Below are 18033 nucleotides of genomic sequence, written 5' to 3'. Positions count from 1 at the left end.
CAGCGGGTTCGAGGATATCGCATGCATACCAGAAAGACCCCCCAGTCTGACACATCGGTCCCGAGCCTCGACTGGCTGCCCATCTTGGTGCGGGCTCTACCGGGTCGGACGCGGAAGCGGAACGATCTGTTTCCAAAGAGAAACTTATCACTCCCCTGCGACATTCTTGTTTATGGCGTGCAGTGGAACCCTGTCAGCTGCCGCCCCTTCTTTATCGCATGGGTCTAGCGTAAGGGTTCTCACGCAGAAATCAACTGCTTAACGTGAGCATATATTCACATGGCACACGGTGCGCTCAGGTTGGCGTCGCAAAATGAATAATGCGACTAAATCAATGGGTGTTTTTATGTAGTATGTACAATTAATGGCTGCTTAATTTTGTGGGTGTTTCAGAGCTTCAGTAAATTTCAAATGAGTATAAGACCTTTTGTATCCTGAACGCGTCACCTGTTTCCGTCTGAAAAAATTCCACGCATCGCCATATTTTTTTCAAAAAAAATCTCTCGCCGTCCGCTGCTAACCATCCGGTAACAATGTCCCGCTACATCTGCCCCTGCAGCGAGCAATACGCTGCCCCCCGGATCAGGTTCTGCGTACCGGGCGGTTGCGGGCCTTGCTGCGTATCGGCAAGGCGTCGGCGTATTTCAGGCAAGCCGTGCCCCGGAGCGATCCGGGCACGGCTTTCGCGTTTCGTCTCCCGCCGTTGCGGGGTCGCTTTCGGAAAATCCGATCCGGGCTGGATCGTCGATACTGTCCGCAGGCCCGATCTGTCTGCCCTTGATTCTGTCCGGTCGTGCCGGTTAGTGGCAGGACAGGATGGCGAAGGCGGGGAAGACCATGACCAAGACGATCATGTTGCAGGGCACGGGCTCGGATGTGGGCAAGACGGTGCTGGTTGCCGGGTTGTGCCGCATCGCGTCGAACCGGGGGCTGCGGGTAAAGCCGTTCAAGCCGCAAAACATGTCCAACAATGCGGCGGTGTCCGATGACGGCGGCGAGATCGGCCGGGCGCAATGGCTGCAAGCCTGGGCGGCACGGGTCCCTTCCACGGTGCATATGAATCCGGTTCTGCTGAAGCCGCAATCGGAGACGGGCAGCCAGATCATCCTGCAGGGCAAGGTCTGGGGACAGGCGAAAGGGCGGGATTACCAGCGTCTGAAACCGCAGCTTCTCGGCGCTGTCCTCGAAAGTTTCGAAGGCCTGAAAGACAATGCCGACCTGGTGATCGTGGAAGGGGCAGGCTCCCCGGCGGAGATCAACCTGCGGGCAGGCGATATTGCCAATATGGGTTTTGCGACACGGGCGCAGGTTCCCGTCGTGCTGGTCGGGGATATCGACCGGGGCGGGGTGATTGCCTCGCTGGTCGGTACCCATGCCATCCTGCCGCCCGAGGACCGGGCGATGATCGCCGGTTACCTGATCAACAAGTTCCGGGGCGATGTGACGCTTTTCGACGACGGGTTGAAAGCCATCGAGGGTTTCACGGGCTGGCCCTGTTTCGGCGTCGTTCCCTGGCTGAAGGCGGCGGCCCGGCTGCCGGCAGAGGATTCCGTCGTGCTGGAGCGTCTCGCGCGACCGGAGGGACGGGCGCTGAAGGTGGCCGTTCCGGTCCTCTCGCGCATCGCCAATTTCGACGATCTCGATCCGCTGAAGGCCGAGCCGGAGGTGGATCTCGTCTATGTCCGTCCGGGGGAGGCAATCCCTGCCGATACGGGGCTGGTGGTGCTGCCGGGTTCGAAATCGACCATCGGCGATCTGATGGATCTGCGCGCGCAGGGCTGGGATCGCGATCTGGCCCGGCATGTGAAGCGGGGCGGACGGGTGATCGGCATTTGCGGCGGATATCAGATGCTCGGGCGCGTGGTGCGCGATCCGCTCGGCATCGAAGGCGGCACGACGGAAACGGAGGGTCTTGGCCTGCTCGACGTGGAAACCGAAATGGCCCCGGAAAAGACGGTCCGCAACACGGCCGCCTGGTCGGTCGAGCATGATGTGCCGCTCGAGGGCTACGAGATCCATCTGGGCGTGACGGAGGGGCCGGATTGCGTCCGTCCGGCGATCCGCATCGGCAACCGGGCCGATGGGGCCATCTCGCCGGACGGGCGGGTCATGGGCACCTATCTGCACGGTCTCTTTGGCAATGACGGATACAGGCGGGGCCTGCTGTCCACCTTCGGCATCGAAGGGGACCGGCTCTCCTACCGGGAAGGGGTGGATCGCGCGCTCGACGATCTGGCGGCCGAGCTGGAATCGCTTCTCGATCCACGCTGGCTCGATGGCCTGATGGGCGGTTGAGCCGGTTCCGCCTGCGACATTGCCCGCCGCCCGATGCGATTGACTTGGAACGCCCCCACTCTTATGAAACATCAAGAAACGGATGGTTTCCGCTGCGCCAAGGTCGCAGCGGGAAGAGATAGGGAATGCGCAAGGATGGACCCATTCAGGGCATCCGTATCGCAGCCGACCCCGCGACTGTAGAGCGGCGAGGGGACTTCATCCCGGTTCTGACGGCATTGGCCGGCGGTTCGCATGGTGCGGACGGGCGAAGGCGACAGGGACAGGGAAAAGCCACTGGAGTGGCATGGAAAACAGCCGGGGCCGGACGCCTCTTCTTCTACGAATCGTCCACCTCTTTCCATGCGGATCACTTCGGGAAGGCGAGAAGCACCTGCTGGCACGGCGACGTGCCGGGAACCGCGAGCCAGGAGACCTGCCATTCGTGCCGGGCGAAGAGCCCAGTTCCTGGGGAGGCGTCCCCAATGCCAGCACGGAGGTTGTCATGGCAAGACGAGCGCCCATGCCGGCTATGTGCCGGATGGCGAAGCATGCATGTGTGTCTGGCCTGACAGGGCGGCGCAGCGGTGTTTCCGCCGCGATGCCGGCTTTTGATTCATGCCGTGTGGGAGACTGCAGGCCATGACGGCACAGTCCAAAGGCGCTGTCCTCGTTCTCGGCGGCGCGCGCTCCGGAAAATCCCGATTTGCCGAAAACTATGTGCTGGGCACGGGCCTCAGGCGCCATTACGTGGCGACGGGCCGGGCCTGGGACGACGAGATGCGCGCGCGCATCGACAAGCACCGCGAGGACCGCGGCCCGGACTGGAACACGCTGGAAGAGCCGCTCGATCTCGTCTTCGCGCTCCAGACCATCGATTCCACGGAGAGTGTCATCCTGGTCGATTGCCTGACCCTCTGGGTCACCAACCTGATGATGGAAGAGCGCGACATGGCCTCCGAATTCCGCGCGCTTGCGGAATTCGTGCGGGATGCCCGGGGTCGCATCGTTTTCGTCTCCAACGAGGTCGGTCTGGGCATTGTCCCGGAAAACCGCATGGCCAGAGAATTCCGCGACCATGCGGGCCGCCTGCACCAGTTGATCGCCGACGTGGCGAAGGAAGTCTATTTTGTTGCGGCGGGCCTGCCGCTGAAGATGAAGGGTTGAACCGATGTTCAAGGAAAAGATCCCCGCAACTGTGATCACCGGTTTTCTCGGAGCGGGCAAGACCACGATGATCCGCAACCTGCTGACCGATACCGGCGGCAAGAAGATCGCGCTGATCATCAACGAATTCGGCGATCTCGGCGTCGATGGGGAGGTGCTGAAGGGTTGCGGTGCGGAAAACTGTACCGAGGACGACATCATCGAGCTGACCAATGGCTGCATCTGCTGCACCGTGGCCGACGATTTTGTGCCGACCATGATGAAGCTGCTGGAGCGCGAAAGCCGCCCTGACCATATCGTCATCGAAACCTCCGGCCTTGCGCTGCCGCAGCCGCTGGTTGCCGCCTTCAACTGGCCGGAAATCCGCACGCAGGTGACGGTCGATGGCGTGGTGACCGTGGTGGACAGTGCCGCCGTCGCCGCAGGCCGCTTTGCCGACGATCACGACCGCGTGGATGCCATGCGCGCCGAAGACGAGGGGCTCGACCATGAAAGCCCGCTCGAAGAACTCTTCGAGGACCAGCTGACCTGCGCCGACCTCATCGTTCTCAACAAGACCGACCTTCTGGATGCCGAGGGCCTTGCCACGGTTCGCAGCGAAGTGACCGCCCGCATTGCCCGCAAGCCGACGATGATCGAAGCCCGCAACGGCTCGGTTCCGGCCTCGGTCCTGCTCGGCCTCGGCGTCGGCACGGAAGCCGATATCGAGAACCGCAAGTCGCATCACGAGCTGGAACACGAGGCCCTGCACGAGGACGGCGTCGAGCACCATCACGACCATGATCATGACGAGTTCGAGAGCTTCGTGGCCGAGCTCGGTCCCGTTGCCGATCCGGCGCTCTTCGTGGAGAAGCTGAAGGCGATCATCGCGGAACACGATATCCTCCGCCTCAAGGGCTTTGCCGACGTGCCCGGCAAGCCGATGCGCCTCGTCATCCAGGCGGTCGGCAGCCGCATCGACCATTATTTCGATCGCGCCTGGGCCCCGGGCGAAACCCGCGCCACCCGCCTCGTCGTCATCGGCCTGCATGACGAGATGGACGACGACGCGATCCGCGCGGCGCTGAAGGCGCTCTGATCCCATGCATCTGCTGCTCGCACAAAAGGGAACCATCTCGGACGGGGACGAGGCCATCGATCTCGGCCAGTCGCCGGGTGATATACTGTTCCTGTCGGCAGCGGATACGGAGCTTGCCGCCGTCGCCTCGGCGCAGCGGCAGCTCGACAACGGGTTTACCTTGCGGGTCGCGAGCCTGATTTCGCTGAAGCATCCGATGTCCGTCGATACCTATGTGGAGCGGACGGCGCGGCATGCGAAGCTGATCGTGGTGCGGCCGCTTGGCGGGGCGAGCTATTTCCAGTATGCGCTGGAGGCCTTGCATGCTGCCGCAAACCGATACGGCGCGAAGATTGCGGTCATTCCCGGCGATTCCAAGCCCGATCCGGGGCTGGTGCCCTATTCGAATATCGGTGTCGACGATCTCAACGCACTCTGGTCCTACCTGATCGAGGGCGGTAACGACAATACGCGCGCCTTCCTCACCTATGCCTCGGCCATGCTGTCGGGGGGCGAAAAGCCGGGTCCCGCCGTGCCGCTTGCCAAGGCCGGCATCTGGTGGCCGGGCGAAGGGGTGATCAAGGTCTCCCGCTGGCTGGAAAAGGTGGGTCCCAGCCAGGAGGCGAAGGGCACCGTTGCCATTTCCTTCTACCGCGCGCTCGTCCAGAGCGGCGAGACAAAGCCTGTCGAGGCGATGATCGAGGCGCTGGCGGCGGAGGGGCTGCGCGCACTTCCCGTCTTTGCCTACAGCCTGAAGGATTCCGACTGCATCGGCACGCTGAAGTCGATCTTCGCCAAGGGCGTGCCTGAAGTGGTGATCAACGCCACCGCCTTTGCGGTTTCCGCGCCCGGCGCGAACCGCAAGCCGACCGTTCTGGAATCGCAAGGATCGGTCGTGTTGCAGGCGATCTTCTCCGCTTCGTCCAAAGAAGCATGGGAAGCCTCCGCGCAGGGGCTTTCCGCCCGCGATCTCGGCATGAATGTCTCGCTGCCGGAGGTGGATGGCCGTGTGCTTTCCCGCGCCGTCTCCTTCAAGGCCGCCAAGCGCTTTGACGAGCTGGTCGAGGCCAATATCGTTTCCTCCGAGCCGGACGCCAACCGCATGGCCTGGGTGGCAAGCCTTGCAGCCAACTGGGCGCGGCTCCGCCGCCTGCCGGCCAGGGACCGCCGCGTGGCGATCGTCATGGCCAACTACCCGAACCGCGACGGCCGCCTCGGCAATGGGGTTGGCCTCGATACACCCGCCGGCACCGTGGAGGTGCTGAACGCCATGCGGGAGGCGGGTTATGATGTCTCGGCCTATCCCGACAATGGCGATGCGCTGATCACCTATCTCATGCTGGGGCCGACGAACGGGGTTCCGGCGGGGGCCGTGATCGATAATGTCCAGCAAGCCGCCCCCTCATCCGGTCCTTCGGACCACCTTCTCCCCGCCGGGGAGAAGGGGGAGCAAGGCGCCAGCGTTTCGGCCTCCTCTCCCCAGCGGGGAGAGGTCCCGGCAGGGGGTGAGGGGGATGCAGGCACCCCGTCCCGTGTCATCCGCGAAACGCTTTCCCTGAGTCACTACAAGGGCTTCCTCGCCACTCTTCCCGTTCAGATTCAGGATGAAGTGACGGCCCGCTGGGGCGCGCCGGAGAAGGACCCTTTCTTCATCGACGGCGTGTTCGCGCTGCCGCTTGCCCGCTTCGGCAAGGTGGCGATCGGCATCCAGCCGGCGCGCGGCTACAATATCGATCCGAAGGAAAGCTATCATTCGCCGGACCTCGTGCCGCCGCATGGCTATCTCGCCTTCTATGCCTGGCTTCGCCGGGAATTCGGGGCCGATGCGATCATCCACATGGGCAAGCACGGCAACATGGAATGGCTGCCGGGCAAGTCGCTGGCGCTGTCGGAGACCTGCTATCCGGAAGCCGTCTTCGGGCCGACGCCGCATCTCTATCCCTTCATCGTGAACGATCCGGGCGAGGGCACGCAGGCGAAACGCCGCGCCGCCGCCGTCATCATCGGCCATCTGACCCCGCCGCTGACCCGGGCCGAAAGCTACGGGCCGCTGAAGGATCTCGAAGCGCTGGTGGATGAATATTACGAGGCCTCCGGCGGCGATCCGCGCCGCATCCGGCTGCTGCGCAAGCAGATCCTCGAGCTCGTGCAGGATATCGGCCTCGACCGCGATGCGGGCATCGAAAAGGGCGAGGCGGAAGACAGCGCGCTCCAGAAGCTCGATGCCTATCTTTGCGACCTCAAGGAAATGCAGATCCGCGACGGGCTGCACATTTTCGGCGTCTCGCCGACCGGCCGGATGCTCACCGATCTGACCGTCGCGCTCGCCCGCGTGCCGCGCGGGCTTGGCGAGGGCCGCGACCAGAGCCTGCAGCGGGCGATTGCTTCTGATCTCAAACTTTCCCGTGCCGCCCCCGCATCCGGCCCTTCGGGCCACCTTCTCCCCGGTGGGGAGGAGAGGGAGCGAGACGCCGGCGGCTCAGCCTCCTCTCCCCAGCGGGGAGAGGTCCCGGCAGGGGGGGAGGGGGCAGCGCTTTCAGCTCTCGCTTTCGACCCGCTCGACTGCACCATGTCCGACCCCTGGCACGGTCCGCGGCCCGAAGTTCTGCAAACCATGACCGATGCGCCCTGGCGAACGGCAGGCGACACGGTAGAGCGGATCGAGCTTCTGGCCTCCGCGCTGGTTTCCGGCGAGATCGCCTGCCCGGATGGCTGGACTGCCACCAAGCTTGTGATGCAGGAAATCGACGAACGGCTGCGGCCGGCTGTGCTTGCTTCCGGCAAGGCCGAGATCGAGGGGCTGATGGCGGGTCTCGACGGGCGCTTCGTGCCGCCCGGTGCTTCCGGTGCGCCGACCCGAGGTCGTCCAGACGTGCTGCCCACCGGCCGCAACTTCTATTCCGTCGACAGCCGCGCCGTGCCGACGCCGGCGGCCTACGAACTTGGCAAGAAAAGCGCGGAACTGCTGATCACCCGCTATGTGCAGGATCACGGCGAATGGCCGGTCAGCTTCGGCCTGACCGCCTGGGGCACCTCCAACATGCGCACCGGCGGCGACGATATCGCCCAGGCGCTGGCGTTGATCGGCGTCAAGCCGCTCTGGGACATGACCTCGCGGCGCGTGACCGGCTACGAGATCATTCCGCCCGCCATGCTCCGCCGTCCGCGCGTGGATGTGACACTGCGCATCTCCGGCTTCTTCCGCGACGCCTTCCCGGAACAGATCGCGCTGTTCGACAAGGCCATCCGGGCCGTCGGTCTGCTCGACGAGGACGACGAGGACAATCCGATTGCCGCACGGATGCGCAAGGAGACGGTCCGTCTTGTCGCCGAGGGACTCGATGTGAAGGCGGCGGGCCGTCGGGCCGGCTACCGCGTGTTCGGCTCGAAGCCGGGCGCCTATGGTGCCGGGCTTCAGGCCCTCATTGACGAGAAGGGCTGGGAAAGCCGCGCCGATCTCGCCGAGGCCTATCTGGTCTGGGGTTCCTATGCCTATGGCGCCGACGAGGAAGGGCAGGCCGAGCGCGGGCTCTTCGAGGAACGGCTGAAATCCGTGCAGGCGGTGATCCAGAACCAGGATAATCGCGAGCACGACATTCTCGACAGCGACGATTATTACCAGTTCCAGGGCGGTCTTTCCGCCGCCGTGGAGCAACTGACCGGCGCCCGTCCGACGCTCTACCACAACGACCATTCCCGCCCCGAAAAGCCGGTCATCCGCTCGCTGGAGGAGGAGATCGGCCGCGTGGTGCGCGGGCGCGCCGCAAATCCGAAATGGATCGCGGGTGCCATGCGCCATGGCTACAAGGGCGCCTTCGAAATTGCCGCGACCGTGGATTTCCTGTTCGCCTATGCGGCCACGACCGGTGCGGTGGAGCCCCATCATTTCGAGGCGCTCTACCAAGCCTATCTGATGGACGACACGGTGCGCGACTTCATGGCCGAGAAGAACCCGGATGCACTCCGCGAAATGGCGCAGAAATTCACCGAAGCCATGGATCGCGGCTTCTGGAACCCGCGTTCCAATTCCGCCCGTTTCGAGCTGGAAACCCTGTCGCGGCGGGCGCGTCCCGCTGCCGAATGATCATTGCTTGCCTTTTCGCAAAGAGCGCGGCTTCCGCGCTTTCTATGGAAGGCTGAAGAATGCCGCAGCCTGCGGTGGAGGAGACTGAGATGAGCGAAGAGATCGAAGACACATCCGGCATGACCGAGGCCGAACTGGCCCGTCACGCGGAAAAGATGGCCAAGAAAAAGGCCGCCCGCGAGAAGATCATGTCCACCAAGACCGGTGAGAAAGGCCTGATCATCGTTCACACGGGCAAGGGCAAGGGCAAGTCTTCCGCCGCCTTCGGAATGATCTTCCGCCATATTGCAGCGAAGAAGAAGTCGGCCGTCGTGCAGTTCATCAAGGGCGCCTGGGCGACCGGCGAGCGCGACCTGATCAACGAACATTTCGCCGATCTCTGCGAGTTCTACACGATGGGCGAGGGCTTCACCTGGGAAACGCAGGATCGTGCCCGCGACGTCGCGACCGCCGAAGCCGCCTGGGAAAAGGCCAAGGAGCTGATCCGCAACCCCGAGAATTCGATGGTCCTGCTCGACGAGATCAATATCGCGCTGCGCTATGACTATCTCGATGTAAACGAGGTGGTTCGCTTCCTGCAGGAAGAAAAGCCCTTCATGACCCATGTGGTTCTGACCGGCCGCAACGCCAAGGACGAACTGATCGAAATTGCCGATCTCGTGACCGAAATGGAGCTGATCAAGCACCCGTTCCGCTCGGGCATCAAGGGCCAGCTGGGCGTGGAGTTTTGAGCTTTACAGAAGTTCGGTGATATCGCGGCGGGCGTCGAGTATACGGATGATTGACAGGTCTTGCTGTGACTCATCTGATGCAGCGAGTATTTGGTAGAATATGAGATAGCGGGAAACGACGAGGAGACGGGCGTCAGGGTGAATATCTGGCCTCCTGACGCCAATGTGAGCATGCCGTTGCAACATCTCGACCTTCCTCTCAATTTCGAGAAGGATCCTGTCCGCTGCAAGCGGGTTTCGAAGGCCAATCCATTGATAAATGGTGAGAAGATCAAGCTCGGCCCTTGGGGACCAGTTGATCCTATTCATTTTCCTTCGCGCGCCTTTGCCAAGCTTTCACGAGCTTTCTTGCGAAACTCATCAAAATCCAGTTCGATGAACGGGCCGCTGGCGACGCCCTCGTCCCAAAGGCGGCGGAGCGTTTCCACATCGTCGATTAGATCAATCGCCTTTTTTTGCGGTTCTGCCATAACCAACCTCGTTTCAGAATGTCCTAAATAATATCCGGATTTTCCCGGAACGCAACTCCCTTCAAACGCCCAGCCAGACCCGCACCGGATTTGCCGGATCGAGCATCAGGCGAATGGCCAGGCCGAAGCAGGTCAGCAGCAGGAGCGGCTTGATCAGCTTTGCGCCAGAGCGCATGGCAAGGCGTGAGCCGGCCTGTGCGCCGAGGAACTGGCCTACGCCCATGATGAGGCCGGCCTTCCACAGAATGACGCCGTTGAGGGTAAAGACGAGGAACGCCCCCACATTCGAGCCGAAATTCAGCATCTTCGTGTGGGCGGTGGCCTTCAATACGCCATAGCCCGCAAGGGCGACGAAGGCGAGCATGAAGAAGGAGCCGGTTCCGGGCCCGAAGACCCCGTCATAGAAGGCGATCAGTGGCACTGCCGTCAGCCCGAACAGGAAGGGCGTGATGCGCGCGTGCCGGTCTTCGTCAGAAATCTTCGGCTTGAAGCCGAAATAGAGGCCGATGGCGATCAGCAGGAAGGGCATGATCGCCTTCAGCACCTCACCCGGCACCACGGTGGCGAGCACCGCGCCGAGCCCGCCGCCGATGATGGCCATGACGAACATGGGCAACTGGTCCCGCACATTGACGAGCCCCTTTCGCGCATAGGCGATCGTGGCCGAGGAGGAGCCGAACAGCGACTGAAGCTTGTTGGTGCCGAGCGTGTGCAGGGGTGGCACGCCGGCGAGCAGCATGGCCGGCACCGTAATCAGCCCGCCGCCGCCAGCGATGGAGTCGATGAACCCGGCCACGAAGGCGGCTGCGAAAAGGAAAGCAAGGATTTCTGGGGCCAGGTCAATCAAGGAGGGCACTCGAAGCGGATATCGGCAAGGCGGCGACCATGCGCCTCTTCGTGTTCTTTATCAATTGCCGAGCGCGGCTGTCCCCATTTCCCCGCATCCCGCCCGATGCTAAGGGAGTCCGACTTTCGCGGAGCACTTTATATGTCGGGCATGATCTATATCGGCATGGGATGCCGCAAGGGCGCGCTGCCGGAAGCGATGCTCGACCTTCTGGAGCAAAGCCTTCGCGAGGCCGGCTCTACTCGGCCGGTGATCGTCGGCGTTGGCACGCTGGCGGGCAGGGAGGAGGAGGCAGCCATCCGAGCCGTCGCGGATCGCCTTGGCCTGGCGGTTTCGGTCTTTTCGGCCGCGCGTCTCGAAGCGGAGACACCGCGGCTCCTCAACCCGTCCAATGTGGTTTTTCGCGAGACCGGTTGCCACGGCGTGGCGGAGGCAGCCGCATTGGCGCTTGCGGGTCGCAATGGACACCTCCTCGTGCCGAAGCGGCTCGGGCAGGGTTGCACCATGGCACTGGCGTTCGGCGCGGGATGCGGCGAATCTTGACAGGTGGGGGGCTCTGGTATATTAGAGATATATCGACATCGTTCATGAACTCCAGTGGGCTCCGATGTTGCTAGCGCGGGGCCCACATCTATTTTGGGAAGCCGGTCCACCGTCTCGGCGCGATGGACCGGCCCCCTCATCGTTCCGCTCAGGCCTTGAGAGCCATGAGCATGATCTGGCAGATCATGAGAACGATGATGATTTTATCGACGTCGTTCATGATTTTCTCCTTTCCGGCATCCGAGGATGGATTTTCGTGCGTCTGTTGCTAGCAAACGGACGAACCTCTTGCCGAAACCGCAGGGCGCGGCTTCCGCGCCAGCCAACCTTGTCAAGGGCGGTGCCGGCGATGCCGTTGTGCACTTTAATATAGATATTCCGAAAATACGAATAAAAAGAAGCGAGGCCGCGGCGTATCTTCCGCTTGCCTCCAGGCTTGCCGTGACTATCCTCGGTAGCCTTCCGGCCTGGCCTCCGACAGGCCCGCCGGGCCAGAACAAAAAGAAGGATAAACATGGCACATAAGGTTATTTTTGACACCGATCCGGGCGTGGACGATGCGATGGCGCTGCTCTTCCTGCATCGTCACCCGGACATTGATCTGGTCGGTGTCACCACCGTATTCGGCAATGCCTCGATCGAGACGACGACCCGCAACGCGCTGTTTCTGAAGCGGGAGTGGAAGTTCGAGGCTCCTGTCGCCAAGGGTGCGAATGAAACCATCGATCCGGCGCGCCCGCACGCCGGCTGGCCGACATTCGTGCATGGAGATGACGGTCTCGGCAATATCGGGGTCCCCGATGTCACCGACATTCCCCTCGATCCACGCCCGGCCTTCCAGTTCATCATCGATACGGTGCGGGCGCATCCGCACGAGGTCACGCTGGTCGCTGTCGGTCGCATGACCAATCTGGCGCTGGCGTTGCGCCACGCGCCTGATATCGCACATCTTGCGAAGCAGGTGGTGATCATGGGCGGTGCATTCGATGTGCCCGGCAATGTCACGCCCGCGGCGGAGGCCAACATTCATGGCGATCCGGAGGCGGCTGACATCGTCTTCACGGCCCCCTGGAGAGTGGTTGCGGCCGGGCTCGACGTGACGGCGAAGACGACGATGAGCCGCGGCTTTCTGGATGGCATGGCGGCCAAGGGTGGTCCCGACGTCGAGCTTCTGCGGCGCGTTTCGGATTTCTACATCAAGTTCTATGCGCATGCGGTGGAAGACGGCATGCTGGTGCATGACAGCTGCGCCTGCGTCTACGTCGTCGCACCCGAGCTCTTCGAAACCCGGAGCGGACCGGTTCGCGTCGCCTGTGGCAGCGTTGCCGATGGCCAGACGATCCAGGCACCGGACGGCATGAGCTTCGGACCGAGCCAATGGGACGGAAAGCCCTCGCAACACGTCATGGTCGGTGTGCAGTCCCAGAGGGTGCTGGACCTGCTCTACGACACGCTCACGGCTTGATACGGTCGAGCGCTTCCCTGAGGGCGGCGAGTTCGCCCTTGAGGGGATAGTGATGATTGCCGATGAAGAGGCCGCAACGGTCGATTTCATCGGCAGCATCGAGCCTGCCATGCACGGTGTGATCGAAGTAGCGGACGACTTCGTTCTTGGCAAAATTGCCCGCAACGATCGGGCGCACCTCGACTTCGCTTTCGGCCAGGGAGGCAAGGATCTGTCGGCGTTCAAGCCCGCTTTCCGGTTGCACGACCATGCTGAAGCCGAACCAGCTGCTTTCCCCGATTTCCTGTTGCGGGCGAATGAAGGAATAGCCGGAGACGAGATCGAGAAAGCGCGCGGCATTGGCTCGCCGCTCGCGGATGATCATGGGCAGTTTCTTCACCTGTTCGAGGCCTATGGCGCCGCTCATTTCGAGGGGCCGCACATTATAGCCAGGCAGCACGAAGCGGAAGGATTCCACGAAGCTGTCATCGCTCTTTGGCGTCGTGACCCGGTTTTCCTTGGGCAGATTCCGGGTCCAGCCATGCGCCCGCAGACACAGAAGGATATGGTGGAGTTCCTCGTCGTCGGTGACGATCATCCCGCCTTCCATTGTCGATATGTGATGGCTGAAGAAGGCACTGAAGGTGCCCATCGCGCCGAACGTTCCCGCGTGACGCCCCTGGTAGAGTGCGCCCATGGATTCGCAATTGTCCTCGATTAGGGTGATGTTGCGCCCTTTCGCCAGAGCGTGGATGGCCGCGAAATCATTCGGATTGCCCAGCAGGTTGACCGCCATGATCGCCCGCGTTTCCGGTGTGATGGCGGCTTCCAGGGCCGCGAGATCGTAGTTCAAGCTGTGCCGGTCGATGTCGACGAAGCGAAGCCTGAGCCCGTATTGGTAGAGGGGATAGTAGGTGGTGCTCCAGGAAACCGCAGGCACGATCACCTCGGCCCCAGGCAGAAGCGGATTGTCCCTGCGATAGCGAAGCGCCGCCACCATCAACAGATTCGCCGACGATCCCGAATTCACCATGACGCAGTATCGGCTGCCCGCGTAATCGGCAAAGGCCCGCTCGAACTCCGCGACCCGGCCGTTCATGCTGTACATGCCACTGTCGATCACGCGGTGGATGGCGGCGATTTCCGCCTCGTCCCAGGCGGAATTAGCGAGCGGATAGCGCATGGGCATGGTCCGTTTTCAGATAGTGCTGGTAGGTGAGGGCGATTCCGTCGGTCAGCGAGGTGCGGGCCCTGAAGCCCCATTCGAGGGCGCGCGAGACATCAAGCAGCTTGCGCCGCATCCCCGAAGGCTTGGAAAGGTCGTGGGTGAATGTGCCGCCATAACCGATGACCTTGGCCGCGATCTCATAGTGTTCGTTCACGGAATAATCTTCGCCGGTGCCGATATTCAGGAGATCCGGCAGGCTGTCGAACCGTTCCGCAGCCATCAGCACGGCTTCCGCCAGATCGCCCGCATAGAGGAATTCGCGTCGGGCCAGACCGTCGCCCCAGATGTCGACGGTTGCGTGATCGTCTTCCCGGGCGCGCACCAGCTTGTGAATGATGGCGGGCACCAGATGGGAGCGGGCGGGATCGAAGGTGTCATGCGGGCCGTAAAGATTGCTGGGTACCAGCGTCTTGCACCGGAATGACGGATCTTCGCGATTGAGATAGAGGCCAAGCCGCTGCACGCTGATCTTGGCCAGCGCATAGCCCTCATTGGTCGGCTCCAGCGGGGCAGACAGGATCCGCTCTTCGGTCAAACGTTCGGGGCTGTCGGCGGGATACATGCAGGACGTCCCGAGATTGATGACCTGCCGGACGCCGGTGGCGCGGGCGGCCAGCAGCAGGTTCCGGCCCATGTCCCAGTTTTCGGTGAGGAACGCGACCGGTTCTCGAATGTTGGCCTGGATGCCGCCGACCCGACCGGCGGCGTGGATGATGAGCTCCGGTCGATGGGTTTCCAGGTAGACGTGGACCGAGGCATAGTCCAGGAGATCGCATTCCCTTCGGCTGGGTGTGAGAAGGGAAAGGCTGCGTCTTGCCGCGAGGTCGCGGATGTTGCGGCCCACCATTCCGGAGCCGCCCGTCAGAAGGATGCCGCTCAAGGCCGCCCCCCTGCGCGATGGTCAATGGCCGGTTCCTCGTCCATCAATTGGCGGAGAGCCTGGAGGCGGGCGCTGAGGCCACCCGCATCGGCTGCTTCCGGCGCGACCTTTGTCGACCGGCCACCCAGGGCCGCATTCCGGAAGGCAAGGGCGAGATCGGCTTCCATCATTTCCGCAACAAGCGTGGCAAAGGAGGTACGGGGTGTCCAGCCGAGCCTGTCCCGCGCTTTCGAGGCATCGCCGAGAAGCGTTTCCACCTCCGCCGGCCGGTAGTAGCCGGGATCGACCCGCACGAGTACCCTGCCGGGATAAAGCCCGGAAAACCGGCCATCCGATGTGGCGACGATGCCTGTTTCTTCCGGTCCGTCACCCCGCCAGTCCAGGGTCAGCCCGAGGTGAGACGCTGCGGCATCGACAAAATCGCGAACAGAATGCTGGATGCCGGTTGCGATGACGAAATCCTCGGCCGTTTCCTGCTGCAGCATCATCCACTGCATTTCGACATAGTCGCGCGCATGGCCCCAGTCGCGCCGGGCATCGAGATTGCCGAGGTAGAGGCAGTCCTGCCCGCCGCTGGCAATCGCGGCAAGGGCGCGGGTGATCTTCCGGGTGACGAAGGTCTCGCCGCGCAGCGGGCTTTCATGGTTGAAGAGAATGCCATTGCACGCATAAAGCCCGTAGGCTTCGCGATAATTGACCGTAATCCAATAGGCGTAAAGCTTGGCCACGCCATAGGGGCTTCGGGGGTGGAAGGGCGTGTTCTCCGTCTGCGGCGTTTCCCGGACCTGGCCGTAGAGCTCCGATGTGGATGCCTGATAGAAGCGCGCCTCATCCTGCAGTCGGAGGATGCGGATCGCTTCGAGGAGACGCAGTGTGCCGAGCGCATCGGAATTGGCGGTATATTCCGGTTGCTCGAAGGACACACCGACATGGCTCTGCGCGGCGAGATTGTAGATCTCGTGCGGACGAACCTCTGCCATGACGCGGATCAGGCTGCTGGAATCGGTCATGTCGCCGTGGTGCAGGTGGAACGGCAGACCGGCCACATGCGGATCGTGGAACAGGTGGTCGATTCGATCCGTATTGAACAGCGAGGTACGACGCTTGATGCCATGCACCTCGTATCCCTTTGCCAGCAACAATTCTGCCAGATAGGCGCCGTCCTGGCCCGTGACGCCGGTGATCAGGGCACGCTTCATCAGGCCGCCTCCGCTTTGCGCTCGGAAGCCTTCAGGGCGGCAGCGGACGGTACCTCGATGACGTCGGGCGCGAGGCCCATCCGAGCCCGCTCGGCCACGCATTCATAGGCGGTTTCCAGGCTGCGCGCGAAGCTGCGGGGATCGAAGAGAGGGGAGGAGAGGCGGTTGCGGGCGAGCCGTTCTCGCACGGCGCGATACAGATCCCGATCGGTCGCAAGGGTTTGGGCGATACTGACGTAAGCGGCTTCGTCCGCGCCGATCAGATCCTGAAGACCCACCGCGTCGAGCAGGCTCTCGGTCATGCGCGACGGCGCTGTCGAGCCGCGCAGGGTCACCACCGGCACCCCGGCCCTCAGCATGTCCGTGGTCGTCGCATGGCCGTTATAGGGCAGGGTATCGAGCGAGAGATCGGCAAGGGCCGCGCGGCTGATGTGATCCTGATAGCTGCGGGTCGGCTCTGCAAAAATCACCCGGTCTCCCGAGACGCCGTTGCGGCGCAGCGCCAGGATGAGGTTTTGCCTGGCCATGGTCTCCGAAGCCCGGATCCAGAGGACAGAGTTCGGTACGGCGGCCAGCACCTGTCCCCAGAGATCGATGGTCTGCGGAGAGATCTTGAACAGCGCATTGAAGGACGAGAAAACGAACTTGTCCTCCGGAAGTCCCCATTCCGCGCGGGTTGCCGGCTGCGGAATGCAGGTTTCCAGGGCGGCATTGGGCATGGACGTATGGGGCAACAGGCAGAACTTTTCCGTATAGTGCGGCCGGCTCTCCGGCGGGGTCACCAAGGCGTCGGTGATCAGGTAGTCCAGCTCCGCTCCTGTAACGGTTGCGGGGTAACCGAGATAGGCGACCTTGATCGGGGCATCTGCCAGATTGACGATATCGAGCCGCGCGCCTGCGGTGTGGCCCTTCAGATCGACCAGGATGTCAATCTCGCGGCGGCGGATAATATCCAGCACTTCCACGGTCGGACGGCCTTCGATGGGAACGATGCAATTCATCAGTTCGGGGGTGAAATTGGCTCTTTGCCACCCACGTCCTTCCGGCGGGGTATAGCACAGCAGGGTCAACTCCACCCGCGACGGGTCATGCTGCTTGAGCACTTCGGAAAAGACCGACATGACGGCGTGCTGGCGAAAATCGTCGGAGAGATAGGCGACGCGCAGCGGTGCCTCGGCATCTGAGATGCGGCGGCGGGGATGGCGAAGCGGGGAGAGAGCATCCGTCGCAGCCATCAACATGTTGGAATCATGGGACGGCCGCGCAATGACCGCTTCCGAACGCGCCCAGAACAGGCGGTTCAGCGCCTTTTCGGAGCAGAGCAGCGCATTGGCCAGCGGCGTGTCGGGCGCTTCCATCAGCCTCTCATATTCCCGCATGGTTTCGAAATCACAGATGACCCGCGCCTCGGCGTAACGCAGCGCTTTCAGGAAGACGTCGTTGGGGCAGTCCTTGACGCCCTGGGTCAGGGTCTTCCACAGCGCTTCGCGGTCGCCCTTTTCACGATAGAAGGTGCATTTCATCGCCACATGTTGCGGATTGCGGTGATCGACGAGATCGAGAACGGCTTCCGCGCCCGCCAGATCGCCCATGGCCAGGCAGGATTCACCCAGCTGATGCATCGCGACAGGATCCGTCGAAAGCACCGCGCGCGCCCGTGAGGCCATCGAATGGATTTTCCCGATGGCGCCGGTGGCGGCGAACAGTGCCATGGCGAGCTTGAGGAACTGGGGAGCCTTTTCCGGGCATACCGCAGCCTCGCGTGCGAAGGCGTCGCCGGCCTCTTCCTTCTGCCCGAGCTTGAAATGGATATTGCCGAGGAGCGCGAACCAGTTGGCGCCGCCGGCTGGATGCATGTTCAGCAGAGCCTGCATGCGCAGGAGGGCGAGCGGAAAGTCGCCATCATTATAGGCTTGCAGCGTATCGGTGAAGGTGATGTTCAAAGATGCGGCGTTCATGCGCGATCGACCCCGGCGTTCAGAATCAGACAGGGAAATCATTCCCCGGATGCTCCTGTTAGGACGCCAAGCCTTAGCGAAGCTGGATTCTGCTTCGCCTGGCCATGAGGAAAGCGCGAATAATCCTTGCGAGGCAATATCTTGTGATGGT

14 protein-coding genes and 1 riboswitch are annotated in these 18033 nt (G+C 62.6%); of the genes, 7 read left to right on the top strand and 7 right to left on the bottom strand.

Going from position 1 to position 18033, the window contains the following annotated elements; translation table 11 throughout:
• The first annotated feature begins 837 nt into the window (after positions 1 to 837).
• From ACT54B_RS00720 to cobO, 5 genes are all read left to right on the top strand, one after another.
• Entirely contained in the window at positions 838 to 2295 is a 1458-nt protein-coding gene (locus ACT54B_RS00720) for a cobyric acid synthase (RefSeq protein WP_476042086.1), read from the top strand.
• A gap of 66 nt (positions 2296 to 2361) precedes the next feature.
• A riboswitch (cobalamin riboswitch) is annotated at positions 2362 to 2732 on the top strand.
• A gap of 184 nt (positions 2733 to 2916) precedes the next feature.
• A complete protein-coding gene (gene cobU / locus ACT54B_RS00715; RefSeq protein WP_476042085.1) occupies positions 2917 to 3441 on the top strand; it encodes a bifunctional adenosylcobinamide kinase/adenosylcobinamide-phosphate guanylyltransferase in 525 nt (174 codons plus the stop codon).
• Positions 3442 to 3445: 4 nt separating this feature from the next.
• A complete protein-coding gene (gene cobW / locus ACT54B_RS00710) occupies positions 3446 to 4519 on the top strand; it encodes a cobalamin biosynthesis protein CobW (protein WP_476042083.1) in 1074 nt (357 codons plus the stop codon).
• 4 nt (positions 4520 to 4523) lie between these two features.
• Positions 4524 to 8582 (top strand): cobaltochelatase subunit CobN, encoded by a 4059-nt coding sequence (gene cobN / locus ACT54B_RS00705; RefSeq protein ID WP_476042081.1) that lies wholly within the window; start codon positions 4524 to 4526, stop codon positions 8580 to 8582.
• Between the two features lie 89 nt (positions 8583 to 8671).
• On the top strand, positions 8672 to 9313 hold the full coding sequence (gene cobO, locus ACT54B_RS00700) for a cob(I)yrinic acid a,c-diamide adenosyltransferase (protein WP_476042079.1): 642 nt from the start codon (positions 8672 to 8674) through the stop codon (positions 9311 to 9313).
• Between the two features lie 3 nt (positions 9314 to 9316).
• Here the strand turns inward: cobO and ACT54B_RS00695 are convergent, their stop codons facing one another.
• The 3 genes from ACT54B_RS00695 to ACT54B_RS00685 form a co-directional block, all read right to left on the bottom strand.
• Positions 9317 to 9622 (bottom strand): type II toxin-antitoxin system RelE/ParE family toxin, encoded by a 306-nt coding sequence (locus ACT54B_RS00695; protein WP_476042077.1) that lies wholly within the window; start codon positions 9620 to 9622, stop codon positions 9317 to 9319.
• Positions 9619 to 9783 carry a hypothetical protein gene (locus ACT54B_RS00690; RefSeq protein ID WP_476042075.1) on the bottom strand — a complete coding sequence of 55 codons (165 nt, stop codon included), beginning with the start codon at positions 9781 to 9783 and terminating at the stop codon, positions 9619 to 9621. The genes ACT54B_RS00695 and ACT54B_RS00690 overlap by 4 nt, the downstream gene beginning before the upstream one ends.
• Positions 9784 to 9844: 61 nt before the next feature.
• Positions 9845 to 10630 (bottom strand): TSUP family transporter, encoded by a 786-nt coding sequence (locus ACT54B_RS00685; protein WP_476042073.1) that lies wholly within the window; start codon positions 10628 to 10630, stop codon positions 9845 to 9847.
• 141 nt (positions 10631 to 10771) lie between these two features.
• Between ACT54B_RS00685 and ACT54B_RS00680 the strand changes: the two genes are divergently transcribed.
• Together ACT54B_RS00680 and ACT54B_RS00675 are read left to right on the top strand one after the other, a co-directional pair.
• Positions 10772 to 11173 (top strand): cobalamin biosynthesis protein, encoded by a 402-nt coding sequence (locus ACT54B_RS00680; RefSeq protein ID WP_476042071.1) that lies wholly within the window; start codon positions 10772 to 10774, stop codon positions 11171 to 11173.
• A gap of 514 nt (positions 11174 to 11687) precedes the next feature.
• Entirely contained in the window at positions 11688 to 12638 is a 951-nt protein-coding gene (locus ACT54B_RS00675) for a nucleoside hydrolase (RefSeq protein WP_476042070.1), read from the top strand.
• On the opposite strand, the gene ACT54B_RS00670 is transcribed toward ACT54B_RS00675, so the two are convergent.
• Genes ACT54B_RS00670 through ACT54B_RS00655 form a run of 4 tightly spaced genes read right to left on the bottom strand, consistent with a single transcriptional unit; the run spans position 12628 to position 17882 of the window.
• Positions 12628 to 13800: a DegT/DnrJ/EryC1/StrS family aminotransferase gene (locus ACT54B_RS00670; RefSeq protein ID WP_476042068.1), complete on the bottom strand. Its 1173-nt coding sequence runs from the start codon at positions 13798 to 13800 to the stop codon at positions 12628 to 12630. The two genes, ACT54B_RS00675 and ACT54B_RS00670, sit on opposite strands and share 11 nt — an antisense overlap.
• Positions 13781 to 14725, bottom strand: coding sequence for an NAD-dependent epimerase/dehydratase family protein (locus ACT54B_RS00665; protein ID WP_476042066.1), 945 nt, complete (start codon positions 14723 to 14725; stop codon positions 13781 to 13783). The genes ACT54B_RS00670 and ACT54B_RS00665 overlap by 20 nt, the downstream gene beginning before the upstream one ends.
• Complete coding sequence (gene gmd / locus ACT54B_RS00660; protein WP_476042064.1) at positions 14722 to 15924, bottom strand: GDP-mannose 4,6-dehydratase; 1203 nt, start codon at positions 15922 to 15924, stop codon at positions 14722 to 14724. The genes ACT54B_RS00665 and gmd overlap by 4 nt, the downstream gene beginning before the upstream one ends.
• Positions 15924 to 17882, bottom strand: coding sequence for an O-linked N-acetylglucosamine transferase, SPINDLY family protein (locus ACT54B_RS00655; protein WP_476042062.1), 1959 nt, complete (start codon positions 17880 to 17882; stop codon positions 15924 to 15926). Before ACT54B_RS00655 ends, gmd begins: the two co-directional genes overlap by 1 nt.
• Positions 17883 to 18033: the final 151 nt, after the last annotated feature.

The organism is Gellertiella sp. DMC107 (assembly GCF_056313605.1).
Note: the sequence above shows the minus strand (reverse complement) of the source record. Positions and strands in the feature narration are given on the sequence as shown.